General features: G+C 39.6%; 13 protein-coding genes. 7 read left to right on the forward strand and 6 right to left on the reverse strand.

Translation table 11 applies throughout. The features are described 5' to 3' along the window. Positions 1–88: 88 nt before the first annotated feature. Positions 89–2,716, reverse strand: coding sequence for a DNA mismatch repair protein MutS (gene mutS, locus HCN54_RS16930; protein ID WP_167598724.1), 2,628 nt, complete (start codon positions 2,714–2,716; stop codon positions 89–91). 209 nt (positions 2,717–2,925) lie between these two features. On the opposite strand from mutS, the gene HCN54_RS16935 reads away from it, so the two are divergent. Further along, complete coding sequence (locus HCN54_RS16935; protein WP_167598725.1) at positions 2,926–3,465, forward strand: RNA methyltransferase; 540 nt, start codon at positions 2,926–2,928, stop codon at positions 3,463–3,465. Between the two features lie 435 nt (positions 3,466–3,900). Here the strand turns inward: HCN54_RS16935 and folK are convergent, their stop codons facing one another. Further along, positions 3,901–5,034, reverse strand: coding sequence for a 2-amino-4-hydroxy-6-hydroxymethyldihydropteridine diphosphokinase (folK, locus tag HCN54_RS16940; RefSeq protein ID WP_167598954.1), 1,134 nt, complete (start codon positions 5,032–5,034; stop codon positions 3,901–3,903). Between the two features lie 109 nt (positions 5,035–5,143). Here folK and HCN54_RS16945 point away from each other — a divergent pair, with 109 nt between their 5' ends. Together HCN54_RS16945 and HCN54_RS16950 are read left to right on the forward strand one after the other, a co-directional pair. Beyond that, positions 5,144–5,863, forward strand: coding sequence for a queuosine precursor transporter (locus tag HCN54_RS16945; protein WP_072981553.1), 720 nt, complete (start codon positions 5,144–5,146; stop codon positions 5,861–5,863). Between the two features lie 4 nt (positions 5,864–5,867). Then, positions 5,868–8,552: an AsmA-like C-terminal region-containing protein gene (locus tag HCN54_RS16950; RefSeq protein ID WP_167598726.1), complete on the forward strand. Its 2,685-nt coding sequence runs from the start codon at positions 5,868–5,870 to the stop codon at positions 8,550–8,552. 105 nt (positions 8,553–8,657) lie between these two features. Here the strand turns inward: HCN54_RS16950 and HCN54_RS16955 are convergent, their stop codons facing one another. Further along, the gene (locus HCN54_RS16955) at positions 8,658–10,616 is read right to left on the reverse strand and encodes an OmpA family protein (protein ID WP_167598727.1); all 1,959 of its coding nucleotides are present in this window, start codon (positions 10,614–10,616) and stop codon (positions 8,658–8,660) included. Positions 10,617–10,841: 225 nt separating this feature from the next. Between HCN54_RS16955 and HCN54_RS16960 the strand changes: the two genes are divergently transcribed. After that, positions 10,842–11,399: a nitroreductase gene (locus HCN54_RS16960; protein ID WP_167598728.1), complete on the forward strand. Its 558-nt coding sequence runs from the start codon at positions 10,842–10,844 to the stop codon at positions 11,397–11,399. Positions 11,400–11,526: 127 nt separating this feature from the next. Here HCN54_RS16960 and HCN54_RS16965 read toward each other — a convergent pair whose 3' ends face one another. Further along, positions 11,527–12,798, reverse strand: coding sequence for a metal-dependent hydrolase family protein (locus HCN54_RS16965; protein WP_167598729.1), 1,272 nt, complete (start codon positions 12,796–12,798; stop codon positions 11,527–11,529). A 12-nt stretch (positions 12,799–12,810) separates the two neighbouring features. Then, positions 12,811–13,944: a DegT/DnrJ/EryC1/StrS family aminotransferase gene (locus HCN54_RS16970; RefSeq protein ID WP_167598730.1), complete on the reverse strand. Its 1,134-nt coding sequence runs from the start codon at positions 13,942–13,944 to the stop codon at positions 12,811–12,813. Positions 13,945–14,096: 152 nt separating this feature from the next. Between HCN54_RS16970 and HCN54_RS16975 the strand changes: the two genes are divergently transcribed. Then, positions 14,097–15,338 carry a 3-deoxy-D-manno-octulosonic acid transferase gene (locus HCN54_RS16975; protein WP_167598731.1) on the forward strand — a complete coding sequence of 414 codons (1,242 nt, stop codon included), beginning with the start codon at positions 14,097–14,099 and terminating at the stop codon, positions 15,336–15,338. Here the strand turns inward: HCN54_RS16975 and HCN54_RS16980 are convergent. Then, positions 15,320–15,976 (reverse strand): DUF2461 domain-containing protein, encoded by a 657-nt coding sequence (locus HCN54_RS16980; protein ID WP_167598732.1) that lies wholly within the window; start codon positions 15,974–15,976, stop codon positions 15,320–15,322. The genes HCN54_RS16975 and HCN54_RS16980 overlap by 19 nt on opposite strands. A 156-nt stretch (positions 15,977–16,132) precedes the next feature. Here HCN54_RS16980 and HCN54_RS16985 point away from each other — a divergent pair, with 156 nt between their 5' ends. Continuing rightward, a complete protein-coding gene (locus tag HCN54_RS16985; protein ID WP_072981564.1) occupies positions 16,133–16,348 on the forward strand; it encodes a hypothetical protein in 216 nt (71 codons plus the stop codon). Positions 16,349–16,355: 7 nt separating this feature from the next. Continuing rightward, positions 16,356–16,592, forward strand: coding sequence for a hypothetical protein (locus HCN54_RS16990; protein WP_167598733.1), 237 nt, complete (start codon positions 16,356–16,358; stop codon positions 16,590–16,592). The last annotated feature ends 22 nt before the right edge of the window (positions 16,593–16,614 follow it).

Raw genomic sequence — 16,614 nt, forward strand, 5'->3', positions numbered from 1 at the left:
TTACATAAGACCTGTTGTCTAATGCGGATGCAAATTTACAAGATTTCTTTAATCTGCAAAGCATTTTTCAGAAAAAAAATAAAAGGGGTTATGAAACCTGATTTTTTTTGTTTCTAACTAGCATACGCTTTATCTCATTGAGCTTCATTAAAGCCTCTACCGGCGTGAGTGTATCTATATCTGTATGAAGGATTTCGTCTTTGATTTCCTCTAAAAGCGGATCGTCTAAGTTGAAAAAACTCAGTTGCATTTCATCATCTTCAACTGTGCTTAAAGCATCGCGATGTTCTTCTTTTCGGTTGGATTGTTCTAGCTGCGCCAGCATTTTATTAGCTCTGTGTAGTACTTGCTGGGGCATTCCGGCCATTTTAGCAACGTGAATCCCGAAGCTGTGCGCGCTTCCACCGGGAATAAGTTTTCGTAGGAACAAGACATTATCCTTAAGCTCCTTTACCGAAACATTGAAGTTTTTGATTCGGTTAAAGGTTTCGCCCATATCATTCAGTTCGTGATAGTGGGTTGCGAATAACGTTTTAGGCCTCGCCGGATGCTCGTGTAAATATTCGCTGATTGCCCAAGCGATAGAAATCCCATCATAAGTACTGGTACCGCGACCAATTTCGTCAAGAAGCACAAGGCTGCGTTCAGAAATATTGTTCAAGATGCTGGCCGTTTCATTCATTTCAACCATAAAAGTTGATTCGCCCATTGAAATATTATCGCTGGCTCCTACGCGGGTAAAGATGCGATCGACTAGACCAATACGCGCCGCTTTCGCCGGAACAAAACTACCCATTTGTGCAAGCAGCACAATCAAAGCTGTTTGACGCAGAATAGCAGATTTACCAGACATATTAGGACCGGTGATCATAATCATTTGTTGCGTGTCACGGTCTAAATAGGTGTCATTAGCAATGTAGGGCTCACTTATGGGGAGTTGTTTTTCAATGACGGGATGGCGACCTTCGGTGATCTCCAATTCGTAGGTGTCATCCATGCTGGGTTTGCAATAGCCGTTTTCTTTGGCCAGACAGGCATACGAGCGTAAACAATCTAGTTGTGCTAAGGTATGCGCATTGGTTTGCACCGGCTCTATGAACTGCGTGATCCAACTTACTAATTGCGCAAAAAGCTGTTGCTCAATACCAAGAATACGTTCTTCGGCACCTAAAATTTTTGCCTCATATTCTTTCAGTTCTTCGGTGATGTAGCGTTCTGCGTTTACTAAGGTCTGCTTGCGAATCCATTCTACGGGAACTTTATCTTTATGCGTATTGCGCACTTCAATATAGTAGCCAAATACATTATTAGAAGCAATTTTGAGTGAAGTGATCCCGGTGCGTTCGGTTTCACGCTCCAGCATTTTATCAAGATAATCTTTCCCCGAAGTTGCCAGATTGCGTAATTCGTCAAGTTCGCTGTGGAAACCTTCAGCAATCGTGTTTCCTTTTAGAACACTAACTGGTGCGTCTTCGGTAAGGGTTTCTTTAATTTTGTCTCTTAAATGCTCAAGATTGTTGATTTTTTCCCCAAGAATTTGCAAGGCTTTATTCTCTGAGTTTTGAGCAAGCGCCTTTATTGGGATCATTGCTTCCAAAGAATTTTTTAGAAGAATGACTTCTCGAGGCGCCACTTTACCGGTTGCTATTTTAGAAATCAACCGCTCAACATCACCAATCTTTTTTATATGCGCCGAAACTTTCTCATAAAAATCCGGATGGTTGAGTATAAAATCTACAATCTCATGACGCTCTTTAATGGGCTCAAGATTTTTTAAAGGAAGCGCCAGCCAGCGTTTAAGCAACCTCCCGCCCATAGGGCTGATGGTTTTGTCAATCACGTCGAGTAGAGTGATAGACTTGACCGATGTGCCTTGATATAATTCCAGATTGCGAATGGTAAAACGATCCATCCACACGTAGGCATCTTCGGCGATACGACCAATGCTGGAAATATGCTGAAGCTTATCATGGCGTGTTTCACTTAGATAGTGTAAGGCCGCTCCGGCAGCAATGATCCCTTCTTCCAGATGTTCAACTCCAAAACCTTTTAAAGATTTGGTGTCAAAATGTTTATTGAGACTTTCCTGCGCATAATCAGGCTTAAAAACCCAATCCTCCTGGTAAAAAATATGATAATCAGCCCCAAAATCTTCCTTAAAATCAGCTTTATTTTTTTTGCTTAGGAGCAATTCACTGGGAGCGAAATTTTGCAACAGTTTATCTATATAAGCAATATCGCCCTGCGCAGTTAGAAATTCACCCGTAGACACATCAAGAAAAGAGAGGCCTAGGTGGCGTTTACCATAATGTATCGCGGCCAAGAAGTTGTTGCTTTTAGACTGTAGCACTTCATCATTTAGAGACACTCCGGGCGTGACCAGCTCGGTAACGCCGCGTTTTACAATCCCTTTAGTTTGTTTTGGGTCTTCAAGCTGGTCGCAAATTGCCACGCGGCAGCCTGCCTTAACCAATTTTGGAAGGTATGTATTGAGCGAATGATGTGGGAAGCCCGCAAGTTCAGAGCGTTCGCTTCCGTTGTTTCTATTGGTTAGGATAATGCCTAGAATCCCGGCAGCTTTGACGGCATCTTCACCAAAAGTTTCATAAAAGTCGCCTACTCTAAAGAGTAACATTGCATCAGGATACTTGGTCTTGATGCTGTTGTACTGTTTCATCAGTGGCGTAACACTTTTTGCTTTGGTCTTTTTTGCCATAAAATCTTAAAAATCTGAAAGGGATTGAAGCATCACAGAAGCGCTTTTAAATGTAAGTTTTCGCTGCTGTTTGTGCGGGATAAATTTAAAAAATACGCAAGGTTTTAGAGGAGTTAAACGCAACCAGTTATTTATTTGTTTTCAACAATAAGCAACAGCAATGCTATTCTTAACTATGAGCTTTTCTTACGGAAGCTTATTTTTGCGGTATGAATAGAAAATTAAAGAACAGCGAACTCGATCGTAAATCTGTAGAAGCGTTTAAGGAGGCCGAAAAAACACCCATTATTGTGGTGCTTGACAATATTAGAAGTTTAAATAATATTGGTTCGGTTTTTAGAACAGCTGATGCCTTTTTGATCGAAGCAATTTATCTCTGCGGAATCTGTGCGCAACCGCCTCATAAAGACATTACCAAAACGGCTTTAGGCGCAACAGAATCTGTACGCTGGAACTATTTTGAATCTACTTTAGATGCGGTAAAAGAACTGCAAGAAAATCAGTATCAGGTAGTGGCTGTTGAGCAAGCTGAGCAAGCCGTGATGTTGAATGATTTTGTTGTTGAGGCGCATTCAAAATACGCGGTGATCTTTGGTAATGAAGTTAAGGGAGTGAAGCAGCAAGTTGTGAATGCTGCCGATACGGTTTTAGAAATCCCTCAAGTGGGTACTAAACATAGTTTTAATATTTCAGTAAGTGTGGGGATTGTTCTTTGGGATATGTATGCAAAGCTTCTAAAAAGCTCTTAATTTTTAACATTGTGAATAGTAAGTATAATTGTTAATCATAAATCTTTATTAATGTTTCTTTAAAATGCAGTTGGGGTGCAATTAAACTTTGAATCTTTACGTTCTCAACCAAAACCCAACTTAAATGAAAACTAAAGCTTTTGATTACGCGTCTTACGTGCGAGGAATTAAGGATGGACGACGCTTCGGAATATTCATGGGCGTGATTATAGGGTTTGCTATAATGATCGCTGTTCTCGGAATTATCTACTTTTCTTAAAACTAATTTGCAAAAAACTGAAGCAATTACAACGAAGCCTGTTTTTCTGTCATTCGTTAAAAATTTGAAGATGCGCTTCAGTATAATTTGACCTCTTAGGCTGGTTGAGATCTGGTAGAGCATTGTTCTTTACCGATTTGCTTAGCAAGCGATTGCAAACTATTTTTTGTCTTCTGCTATTCCACAGCCTGTAGTGCATCTAGCACTTTTAAATAATCTGCTCTGTTTTCAACAAAATCTAAACCGGAAATGTCAATGATCTTGACATTGTTTCCTCGTTTATTCTTGATCATATTCAGATACCCTTTGTTGATGTCAATAAGATAACTTTCAGAAATATCCTGTTCATAAGAACGTCCTCTCTTTTTAATATTTTCAAGCAGGCGCTCGGTGTTTTGATAGAGGTAAACATATAAGTCAGGCCTTGCGATTTCACGATACATGATTCCATGCAATTTTTGATACAAACTGTATTCTTCTTCGCTCAGTGTGACTTTTGCAAAAATCAATGATTTCTGACTATCATAGTCGGCGATCATAAAATCTTTAAAAAGGTCGTATTGACCAATGTCATCCAGCAGCTGCTGGTAGCGATCAGCCAAAAATGACATTTCCAGCGGAAAAGCATAGCGCGCCTGATCTTCGTAAAACTTGGGTAGAAAAGGATTGTCTTTAAAACGTTCTAAAATGAGTTTAGCATTAAAATCCTCAGAAATTTTAGTGGCTAAAGTAGTTTTTCCGGCGCCAATGTTTCCTTCGATGGCAATATAATTATGTGTGCTGAAGGTATATGCGGCCTGCGGATTTTTAAGCCATTTAGATTGTTTTTCAGGGATTTCTGCGTCTGGGGTTTCCGCGGTTAATTCTTCTATAGATTTTTTTAAAAGAGGATGTTTAAATGTTGCGGCGATATCTCGTAGCGGAAACAGGACAAAATTGCGTTTTTGTAACTGCGGGTGCGGAAGAATCAGTTTTTTGGTTTCAACTATGCTGTCTCCATAAAACAATAAATCTATATCAATAGGGCGATCGCTGTAACCTGCTTGTTGTTTGCGCTCCCGGCCCAATTGTTTTTCGATGGCGAGCAGCGCTTCTAGGGTGGCTTCGGCATCTAAAGTAGTGGTCGCTGAGAGGGTGCAGTTTAAAAAGTCAGCACCCTCAAAACCCCAGGCTTTGGTTTTATAAACTGGAGAAAGTTGTTTTATGCTGCCTATATTTTGAAATATACCATCAACGGCGCGTTGCAGATTTTCAAACGAATCTCCTTGATTGCTGCCTAGTGATAAGAGTATGTGTTGTAGCGGTTTAATGAGATTTTGGCCTTAAATATTTTAAGAGCAATTTAAGTAAAAGCCCCGTGCATTCTGCTAATTTTGATCAAAAGAACCTTTAAAAGAGGAGAGTTTGACGCAAGCATCAATGAGCCAGAGAGATGCGCTGGCAGCCTACCGCATCTATTTTATTTTGGGAGCTTTGTTTATATGCTCTCTGGTGGTTTCTAATTTGATCTTTCAGAAGTTTTTTTACTGGGATTTTTTTGGGTTATACAAGTTTGAGATTTCCGTTGGAATTTTGCCGTATCCCATCACGTTCTTAATAACCGATTTGATCAGTGAGATTTACGGAAAAAAGAAAGCCAACCAAGTGGTGACCGCCGGTATTTTTGCCTCAATTTTTTCATTGCTTATTGTGTATACTTCGGCAGTGGTGCCTGCCACAGATTGGTCTCCTGTAGATAATGCATTGTTTGATAAAGTTTTTGGCGCTACGGTAGTTGCGGTGATGGCATCGATGATGGCCTACCTATTTGCACAGTATATAGACATTCAACTTTTTCATTTCTGGAAACGCCTGACTAAAGGGAAACACCTGTGGATACGCAATAATTTCTCTACCTTTTTTAGTCAGTTTGTAGATACGGCTACCGTGTTATTGCTTTTGTGTGCATTTAATAAAATTGAATGGAGCCTGTTTGGAACGCTTCTTTTAAGTGGTTTTTTATTTAAAGTATTGGTTGCCGTTTGTGATACACCCTTTTTATATCTGGGTGTTTATTTGTTTAGAAAACGCTTCAAATTAGCACCTGGGGAAGAGATCGGGGCTGAGTTGAATGCTTTTCAGAAAGAAGAAAAATTATAGAATTATGAAAAAGGTATTTAAAATTATAGGGATCGTACTTCTGGTATTGATCATTGGTTTGATCGCTGCCCCTTTCTTGTTTAGAGGGCAGCTTGAAGAACTTTTAAAAAAATCGATCAACGAAAATCTCAATGCCACTGTGGCTTGGGAAGATTTTGATCTTACGCTATTCAGCAGTTTTCCTGATGCAGCCGTGCAAGTGCAAAATTTTAGTGTGGTAAATAATGCGCCTTTTGCCGGCGATACGCTTGCCAGCGGCGCAACGCTTCAGTTAGATATGGGCGTGATGCAGTTGTTTAAGACTTCATCGGGAAAACCCATCCAGATCGATGCAATTCGGCTTGATGAAGGTTTTGTAAATATTAAAGTTGATAGCCTTGGAAATGCCAATTATGATATTGCCAAAGAAAGCCCGGCAACCTCTGCTACGCAAGATACTTTAGCGGATAGCTCAGGTGGTTTTAGTTTTGATGTGCAACATTATGAATTGAATAATTCCAGAATAAATTATTTAGATGAAAGTACGCAAACCTTTTTAAGGTTAACCGAAGTCAATCACGAAGGAGACGGCGATTTTTCTGCAGCCGTGTCTAACCTAAATACGACCACGACTGCGCTGGCATCTTTTGATTTTGATGGGGTGAATTACCTTAATGCCAATAAGATTGCTCTGGATGCAGTGATCGAAATGAATCTTGAAGAGCAACGCTACACTTTTAAAGAAAATGAGGCTTTAATCAACCAATTGCCTTTAGTATTCAAAGGATTTATTCAAGTCAATGAGAATAATAATGAACTTGACCTTGCTTTTGAAACACCATCTAGTGACTTTAAAAATTTCTTAGGTGTGATCCCTGAAGTTTATGCTAAAAATCTAGACGGCGTGACCACAACCGGCGATTTTAAAGTGAATGGTAGAATAAATGGAGTGGTTGATGAAACGCATATACCTATGCTAGATATTGCGATTCAATCTAATAACGCGTCTTTTAAATATCCAGATCTTCCAAAATCGGTTAATGATATCATCATCGACGCTCAGATTATGAATGAAACAGGTAATGTTGATGATACTTATCTGCGATTGGGGAATCTCAACTTTAGAATTGATCAAGATGTGTTTAACGCCAAAGGTAGAATAGATAGACTTACTACAAATCCGCTTGTTGATCTGGCGTTGAAGGGTAAATTGAATTTAGCCAATCTCGAGAAAGCGTATCCATTAGAATTAGATCAAGACATCAACGGACTATTAACTGTTGATATGACGGCTAATTTTGATATGGAAAGCGTTGAGAAAGAACGGTATCAAAATATTAAAAGTTCGGGTACGGCAAGTTTAAAGGATTTTAAATATGTTTCTCCTGAATTGCCTAATGCGTTGAATATGGCTTCGGCTAACGTGACTTTCAATCCCGGAACGATCACCCTAAACAATCTGGATGCACAGACCGGGCAAACTGATATTTCTGCAAAAGGAAGTATAGAAAACTTGATTCCGTTTGTGCTGTCAAAAGAAGATTTAAAAGGGCGCTTTACCGTGACTTCTAAGGTGATCAATCTCGCAGACTTTAGCGTGGTTGAGGAAGAATCTGCTGCAGCAACTACAGCTGAGAAAAGTGCTTCTACTAGTGCGACAGCTTCTGGAGATACTGCCATAAAAATTCCTTCTTTTCTAGACGCAACGCTTGACTTTAAAGCGGGTAAAGTGATTTATGACAACATTACCTTGTCAAATGTAAGCGGAAATGTTACCGTTCAAAATGAGACAGCAAGTTTGAATAATATTCGCTCTGATATTTTTGGCGGAGCTATTGGGCTCAATGGGAATGTGAGCACCAAAAGTGCTACGCCTACTTTTGAGATGGCGCTTGATCTAAAGAGTGTTGATATCAGTCAATCTTTTGAAGGTCTTGAAATGCTTCAGCAATTAACTCCAATTGCGAAAGCTTTACAAGGAGCATTAAATACAAATATTCAGCTAAAAGGGAATTTGACAGACGATCTAACTCCAGTGCTTTCTTCGCTTGCCGGAAACGCGCTTGCACAGTTGCTAACTGTAGAGGTTAAGCCTGAAAAGATGAAGCTTATAAGTGCTTTAGATGATAAACTTGATTTTATAAATCTTCAAAATCTGGATCTGAGTAATTTAAAAACCCAACTGAGTTTTGATAATGGTTTGGTTACGGTAAAGCCATTTGACTTTAATATAAAAGGAATCAACGTTGGAGTTAGCGGAACGCATAGCCTTGAAAATACAATGAATTATACACTTAATTTAAAAGTTCCGGGGAGTTATTTAGGGTCGAAAGTAGGTAATACATTGGCGAGTCTGAGCAATGCAGACCTTGAGAGCTATACGGTAGACCTTCCGGTGACGTTGAGCGGTAATTTCACGAGTCCGCAAGTATCGCTTAATACGCAGCAAGCAGTTACAAATCTTACCCAACAAATTGTAGCTACACAAAAGGATAAGTTGAAGCAACAAGGAGAAGATAAAGTTAAACAAGCCTTAAGCGGACTATTAGGTGGAACTAAAACCACAACAGATTCTACCGCAGTTAAGACCGGAAAAGATTCAGTCTCTACAACAACTAAAACTACTACAGAAAAAGTGGTTAAGGATGTTTTAGGCGGTCTCTTTGGAAAGAAGAAAGCAACACAAGACACGACCAAAACCAATAATTAGAGTTTAGTTTTGGGTATAAAAAAGGAGCGCTTTTAGCGCTCCTTTTTATTTGGCTTGAAAGAGTTTATCCTAAAAAGAAGCCTTGAACAAGTTTTCTTTAAAGCATTAAAAACTGATCACAATAAACTCTGAGCGACGGTTGAGCTGATGTTGCTCCTCGGTGCAATCAGATCCATTTCCGCAATCATTAATGAGTTGGGTCTCTCCAAATCCTTTACCGGAAATTCGAGTAGGGTCAATACCTCTACTTACGATCCAGTCTGCTGTAGATTTTGCACGCTTGTCTGATAAACTTAGGTTATAAGCATCGTTTCCGCGGCTGTCTGTATGCGAGCGTATTTCAACAACTAAAGTTGGATTTGACTCCATAACTGCAAGCACCTTAGTCAATTCTTCGGCTGCATCCGGTCTTATATTAAAGCGATCAAAATCAAAATAAATGGGTTTCAAATCTAGAAGTTTAGCAAGATCATCACCTTGGTTGATCTTGGTGATGCGAGGTTCTAGATAAAGATCAACAACCATATCGCCGCCATCTTTAGGCACTGTTACAAGTTCTTCCGCAGAATAGTATTCTGGTTCACTGGCGCGAATAAGAATCTGTTGGCCGCAGATGACACTCAATGAATACTCTGCATTTTCATTTACAGGCGTACTGGCAAGAACATTTCCTTCCAGATCTAGAATGCTCACCGTAGCGGTTGGTATAGGGAGTTCGGTTTCTTTATCTCTAACTGTACCTGTGATGAGTGATTCACAAACCGGGATCTCTACGGGTTTTCTAGTGAATTTGAAAATATCATCACTTCCCATTCCGTAATAACGGTTGGTTGAAAAGTAGCCCATATTGCGGTAATCATCAACGATGAAAGCAAAATCGTCTTGCGGACTGTTGACCGGTTTTCCCAAATTGATGACATAGGCCACATCTCCATTTTTCTTGGTAGCAACAACATAGATGTCAAGACCTCCAAGTCCGGGTCGCCCGTCTGAAGAGAAATAAAGGTTTCCTTTTTTACTGATGTAAGGAAAATTCTCACGCCCTTCGGTATTGATGATGGGGCCCAGGTTCTCAGGAGCGCTGTATTCATTATCGCCTAAAATATCAACAACCCAGATGTCTGAAAAACCAACAGTTCCCGGCATATCAGATGCGAAGTACAGTTTTTTATTATCCGGGCTAAGTGCGGGGTGTGAAACTGAATAATCATCATCATTAAACGGAAGTTCTACCGGCGCACTCCAGTTTCCGCCTTTTTTAACCGATTTAAAAATCTTAAGTCTAACGGTACCATTTTTATCACTGCGCTTTACGCCTTGACTGAAATTGTTTCGGGTAAAATACATAGTATTCCCATCGCTGGTAAACGTAGGGGAAGACTCGTGATAGCGGGAGTTGAGTATGCCGCCGAACTTTTCTACTGCTCCAAGATCACCGGTTTCAACATCTATGGGCGCTTGATAGAAATCTAAAAAAGGTTCGTTGTTCCATTTGTGAATGTAGCGTGCGGTAGATCCTGTATCTCTGGCGGAAGAAAAGATCAATTTGTTCTCATAGATCATCGGACCAAAGTCAGACAATCGCGAGTTGGTTCTTCTCAAGTTTTCAACTTCATACTCGCTTTCGCTGTAGCTTATTTCCTCAAGATAATCTGGCTCTTCATTAAATAATTCTGCCCTAGAATCTTCACCTTTTTCCTTGCGAAACAACTCCATAATACGATCTGAGGCTTCGTATTGTTGCACCCCTTTCAGGGATTGTGCGTATCTGAATAGGTCTTCTGGTGTTAAGGATTCTGGGTATTTATCGTAAAGTTTTTTGTACCATTTGGCACTTTCTTCGTATTTGCCGTTAAAATAATAACTGTCCCCCAGTTTTTTAAAAAGTTCTTCAGATTCATAACCTTCCCCTGCTAATCGTAAATAGATTTTTTGCGCATCGATAAAGGCATAACTTTCAAACTTTTTGGCGGCTTTGTCTAATTCCTTTTCTTGAGCGTATGTGAGCGAAAGTGACAGAAAAAGAAAAAATTGTAGAAAACGCTTGCTTGAGATTACCTGCATAGCTAAAAAATAATAGGTTGAAATTGAGATCTAGGGGAGTACAAATATAACTAAATTTTAACCCTGTGGAATTTTAAATCCGCTGATTGCTAAAAAATTAGGGGGTGGTTTATCCCCTTTTTTCGATGCGTTTTTTCAATTTTCTGAAGATTTATAATATAGAAATTGGGGCTTCAGATGATTAGCTGTGTTATACTTGCTAACTTTGAAGTAAAGAATTGAACTATGTTAAAGCAAATAATCAAAAATAGAAGATCTATTTTTCCGAATCAATTTTCAGGAAAAGCAGTTTCAAAAGAAGAAATAAAAACTTTACTCGAAGCTGCGAACTGGGCGCCTACTCATCGTAAAACACAGCCGTGGCGCTTTAAAGTTTTTAGAGAGGATTCACTCAGCGTACTCGCTGAATTTATAGAGAAAGCCTACACGACTACCACTCCTGAACATCAATTTTCTGCATTTAAGCTGAAAAAAACGCTTGAAAAAGTGACCACAAGTGCAGCGGTCATTGTGATCTGTATGCAGCGTGATCCTAAAGAGAGCGTTCCTGAATGGGAAGAAGTGGCTGCTACTGCGATGGCTGTACAGAATCTATGGCTTATGACGGGAGAATTAGGTCTTGGTGGCTATTGGAGTTCGCCGGGTTATAGAACAGCTATGCATACAGAACTAAAGCTAAATACCGGTGAAGAATGCTTAGGGTTCTTTTATTTAGGCGCGTATGAAGAGGAGCCGCTTGCTGGAGAGCGCGACGCTATTGAAGATAAAACAGTTTGGTTTTAAAATTTATTGCCACCACCAAAGGGTTTAATAATTAAAGGCTTGCTTAGAAATTGAAAACGTGTTTCCAATTAATAATGTCTCTATGGTTTGCCCTGAGGTGGTTTACTTAAAAGGTGAGGGGTGGAAATTATTCTTTAATTACCTCACCTGCTTTCATTACAAAAGTCACCTCATTTAAGGTATTGATATTTTGTAAAGGGTCTTCGTCAACTGCGATGATGTCTGCTTTAAAGCCTGCTGCTAATTGGCCCAGCGCTTCTTCGGCTTTGAGTACTTTAGCAGTCTCAATAGTTGCAGATTGAATCGCTTCCATCGGGGTCATACCGGCCTCAACCATATATCCAAATTCTTTTGCATTTTCCCCGTGCGGAAACACACCGGCATCGGTCCCGAAGGCAATATTGACTCCTTTGTTGTACGCCATCGCGAAGGTTTTTTGAAGTTGAGGCCCTATCTCCAATGCTTTAGGGACGATCACTGCAGGGTAGTAATCTTTTATTTTTGCCTTTTCTGCTACATATTTACCTGCACTCAAAGTAGGTATATAGTAGGTGTTGTGCTTTTTCATTAAATCTGCAGTCTCTTCACTCATTAAAGTGCCGTGCTCAATGGTCTTTACACCTGCTCGCACGGCGCGCTGCATTCCTTCGTCTCCGTGTGCGTGAGCAGCCACTTGCAAATCATAATCTTTTCCCGTGGTCACTATAGCTTCAATCTCTTCTTCAGTAAACTGAGGATTCTGACCATTTTTTGCTACACTTAAAACGCCACCGGTTGCGGTGATTTTAATCCAATCGGCACCGTTTTTATAACGCTGTCTTACCGCTTTACGGGCATCATCTACATTGTTTACAACACCTTCTTTAGGTCCCGGATCGCCCATTAGATCTTTGCGGTACCCGTTTGTAGGATCAGCGTGCCCACCGGTGGTGCCAATCGCTTTTTCGGCGGTAAAAATTCGTGGACCTAATACTTTTCCTGTATTTATCGCATTGCGTAGGGAGACATTTACACCGCTTCCGCCAAGATCCCTAATTGTGGTAAACCCAGCATTTAAGGTGCGTAATGCAAGCTCTTGTGCTTTGTAAGCGATGTCTGCTTCATTAAGTGTAAACCCTTCTAGATAACGCGTAGGGCTAGTTTCGGTTTCAATATGTACGTGCAAATCAGCAAAACCAGGAAGTACAACTTTGTCTTTTAAATCTATGACCTTTCCGGCACCAGATTCATAACCATTAATTACATCTTCAATTTCATCTCCCGAAACGATAATCGTTTGTTCATTTAAGACTTTTCCGTTTTTGGTGTCAACGAGTTTACCAACGTGTAAATACGTTTTTTGAGCAAAAGCAATATTACTTAAAAGAGCTAATGCCAGCGAGAGAAGTGTGATGCGCATGTGGATAGTTGTTTAATCGATAAATTCTAAGATTTTAGTTACAATATACTCAATTTGCTCATTATCTAGCTCAGAATGCATTGGTAATGAGATCACTTCTTTCACTAATTGATTGGTGATGGTAAAGTCATCTTCATTATAACGAGCATCAGCATAAGCTTTCTGTTTATGCAGCGGAATAGGGTAATACACTCCGCAAGGAATATCATTAGCATTTAAGTGCTTTACAAGAGCGTCACGATCTACGCCTTGCAAACGCAAAGTGTATTGGTGAAAAACGTGCGCGTTAGGATCACCGCTTACGATGTTTGGTGTAATTACTTTAGGATGGTCTTCTAGATGCTCAGTATATTTAAGTGCAGCAGCTCTTCTTCGGGCATTGTAGTTATCAAGGTGCGGAAGCTTAGCGCGCAATACTGCCGCCTGAATAGAATCTAATCTTGAGTTCACACCTACGACATCGTGATGATAGCGCTCATACATCCCGTGATTCACAATGCCTCTAATGGTATGTGCTAAAGCATCGTCATTTGTGAAAATTGCACCGCCATCTCCGTAGCAACCTAGATTTTTGGAAGGAAAAAATGAAGTGCTTCCCACGTGACCAATGGTTCCGGTTTTAGAAGTGGAGCCGTCTTTATGCTTGTAATCAGCGCCAATGGCTTGTGCATTATCTTCAATTACAAATAGATTATGCTCCTCAGCAAGTTCAAGTAACGCATCCATATTTGCAACCTGACCAAAAAGATGCACAGGAACAATCGCCTTTGTTTTTGGAGTAATGGCTTTTTTTACCGCTTCAATATCAATATTAAAATCAACAGGATCCACATCAACTAAGACCGGTGTTAACTGAAGCAGCGCAATTACTTCAACGGTAGCTGCAAATGTAAAATCAGCTGTGATCACTTCGTCTCCCGGTTTTAGACCAAGTCCCATCATAGCGATTTGCAAAGCGTCAGTTCCGTTAGCACAAGGAATCACATGCTTTACATTCAGGTAGTCTTCTAAATCTTTCTGAAAACCGTGAACTTCAGGTCCGTTGATAAACGCGGTAGTGTCTATTACTTCTTGAATGGTTCTGTTTACTTGTTCTTTTATAGGTTCGTATTGACCTTTAAGGTCAACCATTTGTATTTTTCTCATAGCTGAATCTTACGCCGAATACCTTTTTCAAAACCCTTTGAAGTTGTGGGAGTTTGTGTAAATCGACTTTTATTTTAGTGTTACAAAATTACGAAATCTAGCCGCTTTAGCCAATGTATTTTTTAGGTAGAAAAGGCTACTTTTGTGTCCTTATGCGCCACTTGTATTCCCTTTTGATCAGCTTGTTTCACGTGATGCTTCCGGTGTTGGGAGTGTTTGTAAAATCCTTGAAAGAATTCGATCAAGTACGTCGTGGCATATTTTTAGTTTTAGAGGAAAAACTATCAACTCAAGATCAAACGATCTGGGTGCACGCCGCTTCTCTGGGAGAGTATGAGCAAGCCGTTCCTGTTCTAGAAGAGCTTCGGGCGAAGTATGTGGAGTATAAAATTGTACTTACTTTTTTTTCGCCTTCAGGCTATACCGTAAAAAAAGAAACACCGCTGGCTGATGTGGTGACTTATTTGCCTTTAGACACCAAAAGAAATGCTCAGCGTTTTGTAAAACTGGTAAAACCAGAACTGGCAATTTTTGTAAAGTATGAGTTTTGGCCTAATTACCTCAATACCCTTCAAAAACTAAAAGTGCCTACGCTTTTAGTTTCCGGAGTGTTTAGAGCTGATCAGCCGTTTTTTAAGTTTTATGGTAGGTGGATGACAGGGTCGCTACGGGCTTTCGACTATTTTTTTCTTCAAAACACGTCTTCTTTAAATCAATTGCAGCAATTGGGTTTTAAGAATGCTGAAGTGAGTGGCGATACCCGTTTTGACCGGGTGCATCGTCAATTGAGTTATGATAACTTTTTACCGGAAATCGAGCGTTTTAAAGGAACTGACCTTTTATTAGTGTGTGGGAGCACCTGGCCTGAAGACATTACTTTACTGTCGGATTTTATAAATACCGCAAGCGGAATCAAAATTTTGATCGCTCCGCATAAAGTGGATGAAGACCGTATACAGGAATTAGAGCAAGTTTTAAAAAGGCCTTCTAAGCGCTTTTCAAACCTTCAATCTGATAAATACTTTGATGCAGATGTTTTAATTGTTGATGCCATAGGCTTTTTATCTAAGATCTATGCTTATGCTGATCTTGCCTATGTAGGCGGCGCAGCCGGAACCACCGGTTTGCATAATATATTAGAGCCTGCAACCTTTGGAGTGCCCATCATCACTGGGACTCACATCGAAAAATTTCCGGAAGCTCAAGATCTGAGAACCTTAGCCGGACTATTTACTGTTGCGAATGCTGAAGAAACTACTGCGCTGCTTCAGAAATTGACGACAGATGCCAATTTCAGACTAAAAACAGGAATCATCTCTGGTAATTTTATCTCAAACAATACAGGCGCAACGCCTAAGATTATGGCTTATATAGATCAGACGCTAACGGCTTGATTTAAATAAGTTCTAAACGGAAGCATTTCTTTGTAGATCTTTATGACCTGATTATCAAAGTCAGCACTCATTACTGCTTTTTGAGTTAGATTATGTTGAACAGCAAAAGTCTTGCGGCGCAGCAAATCTATATGTTCGTGATCTTGCGAGAAACCTTTAGGTGCAGTTTGGAGACTGTCACCGTCATCTACCAGGTTTCCAAAGAATTCTTTAAAGCTAGGTTTGTTGAGAATAGCTTTTAATTCTTCACCATTGTAGTCAATTGCTTGTCTAATACTTTTAAGTAAAGAAGATTTGGGTTTGTAAAAGCCACCGGCAATAAAACTCTCTGAAGTGCCTAGGTGGATATAAAAATCTCCCTGTTTGGTTTCCTGATCTAAACCTGCACCAAAATGATCTTTATAAATGGGTTTGTTAGGGTGGTAAAGCAAATTATTATTTATTCTGTTGATCGCTTTTTTGCCTGGAGTGTGCGTGTAATTAGGATCGATCTCACTCAATTTTAAATCCATTTGCGTGAGCCATTCAATATAAGAATCTCTGATCTCGTGATACCATTTTCGGTTATCATCCATCCATTCTTTTGCATTGTTTTTTTGCAAAGCTCTTAAAAACGCATATAAATTCTGAAAGTTCATCTTTTTCGGTTAAAGGTACTGTTCTCAAGAGGTACGCGCTGCTAAACTATTCTGCTTTAACGCATTATTTAGAATTTTTAGCAATCATTTATCAATTCTTTTAAAATACCAAAGGCATTTCTATCTAGATTTGCTCTTCAACCAAATCATGAAATTATGAAAAAAGTAATTGGAATTTTTGTTTTAGGTCTTTTAGCATTTAACACCTACTCGTGTAGAGAACAGGAAGAAAAAGAAACTGTAGTCGTTAAAGAAGTAGAAGTTGAGAAAGACGATGAAGGAATTCTAGAACGTACAGCAAAAAAAGTAGATGCTGAAGTCAATAAGGAGATTGACGAAGAAATTGAAAATATTGGTGATGATAACAAATAATATAAAGATGAAAAAGATAAGTTTTTTAGCAAGTCTTCTTTTAGTGGTTTCTATTTCATTCACGGCGTGTCGTGAGCAAAGTGAAAAGGAAAAACTTGTAGAAGAAATGAAAGAAGAAGGAGCTGAGATCGATACCAAAACAGACGATGATGGTAATTATAAAATCAAAATGGAGTCTGAAGAAAAAGAGGTAAAGATTAAAGAAGATGCAGACGGAGATACTAAAATAAAAGTAGACCACTAATCAGCATCTGACAACAAACAAC

It is taken from the genome of Leeuwenhoekiella sp. ZYFB001 (genome assembly GCF_011784865.1).
GTDB lineage: Bacteria > Bacteroidota > Bacteroidia > Flavobacteriales > Flavobacteriaceae > Leeuwenhoekiella > Leeuwenhoekiella palythoae.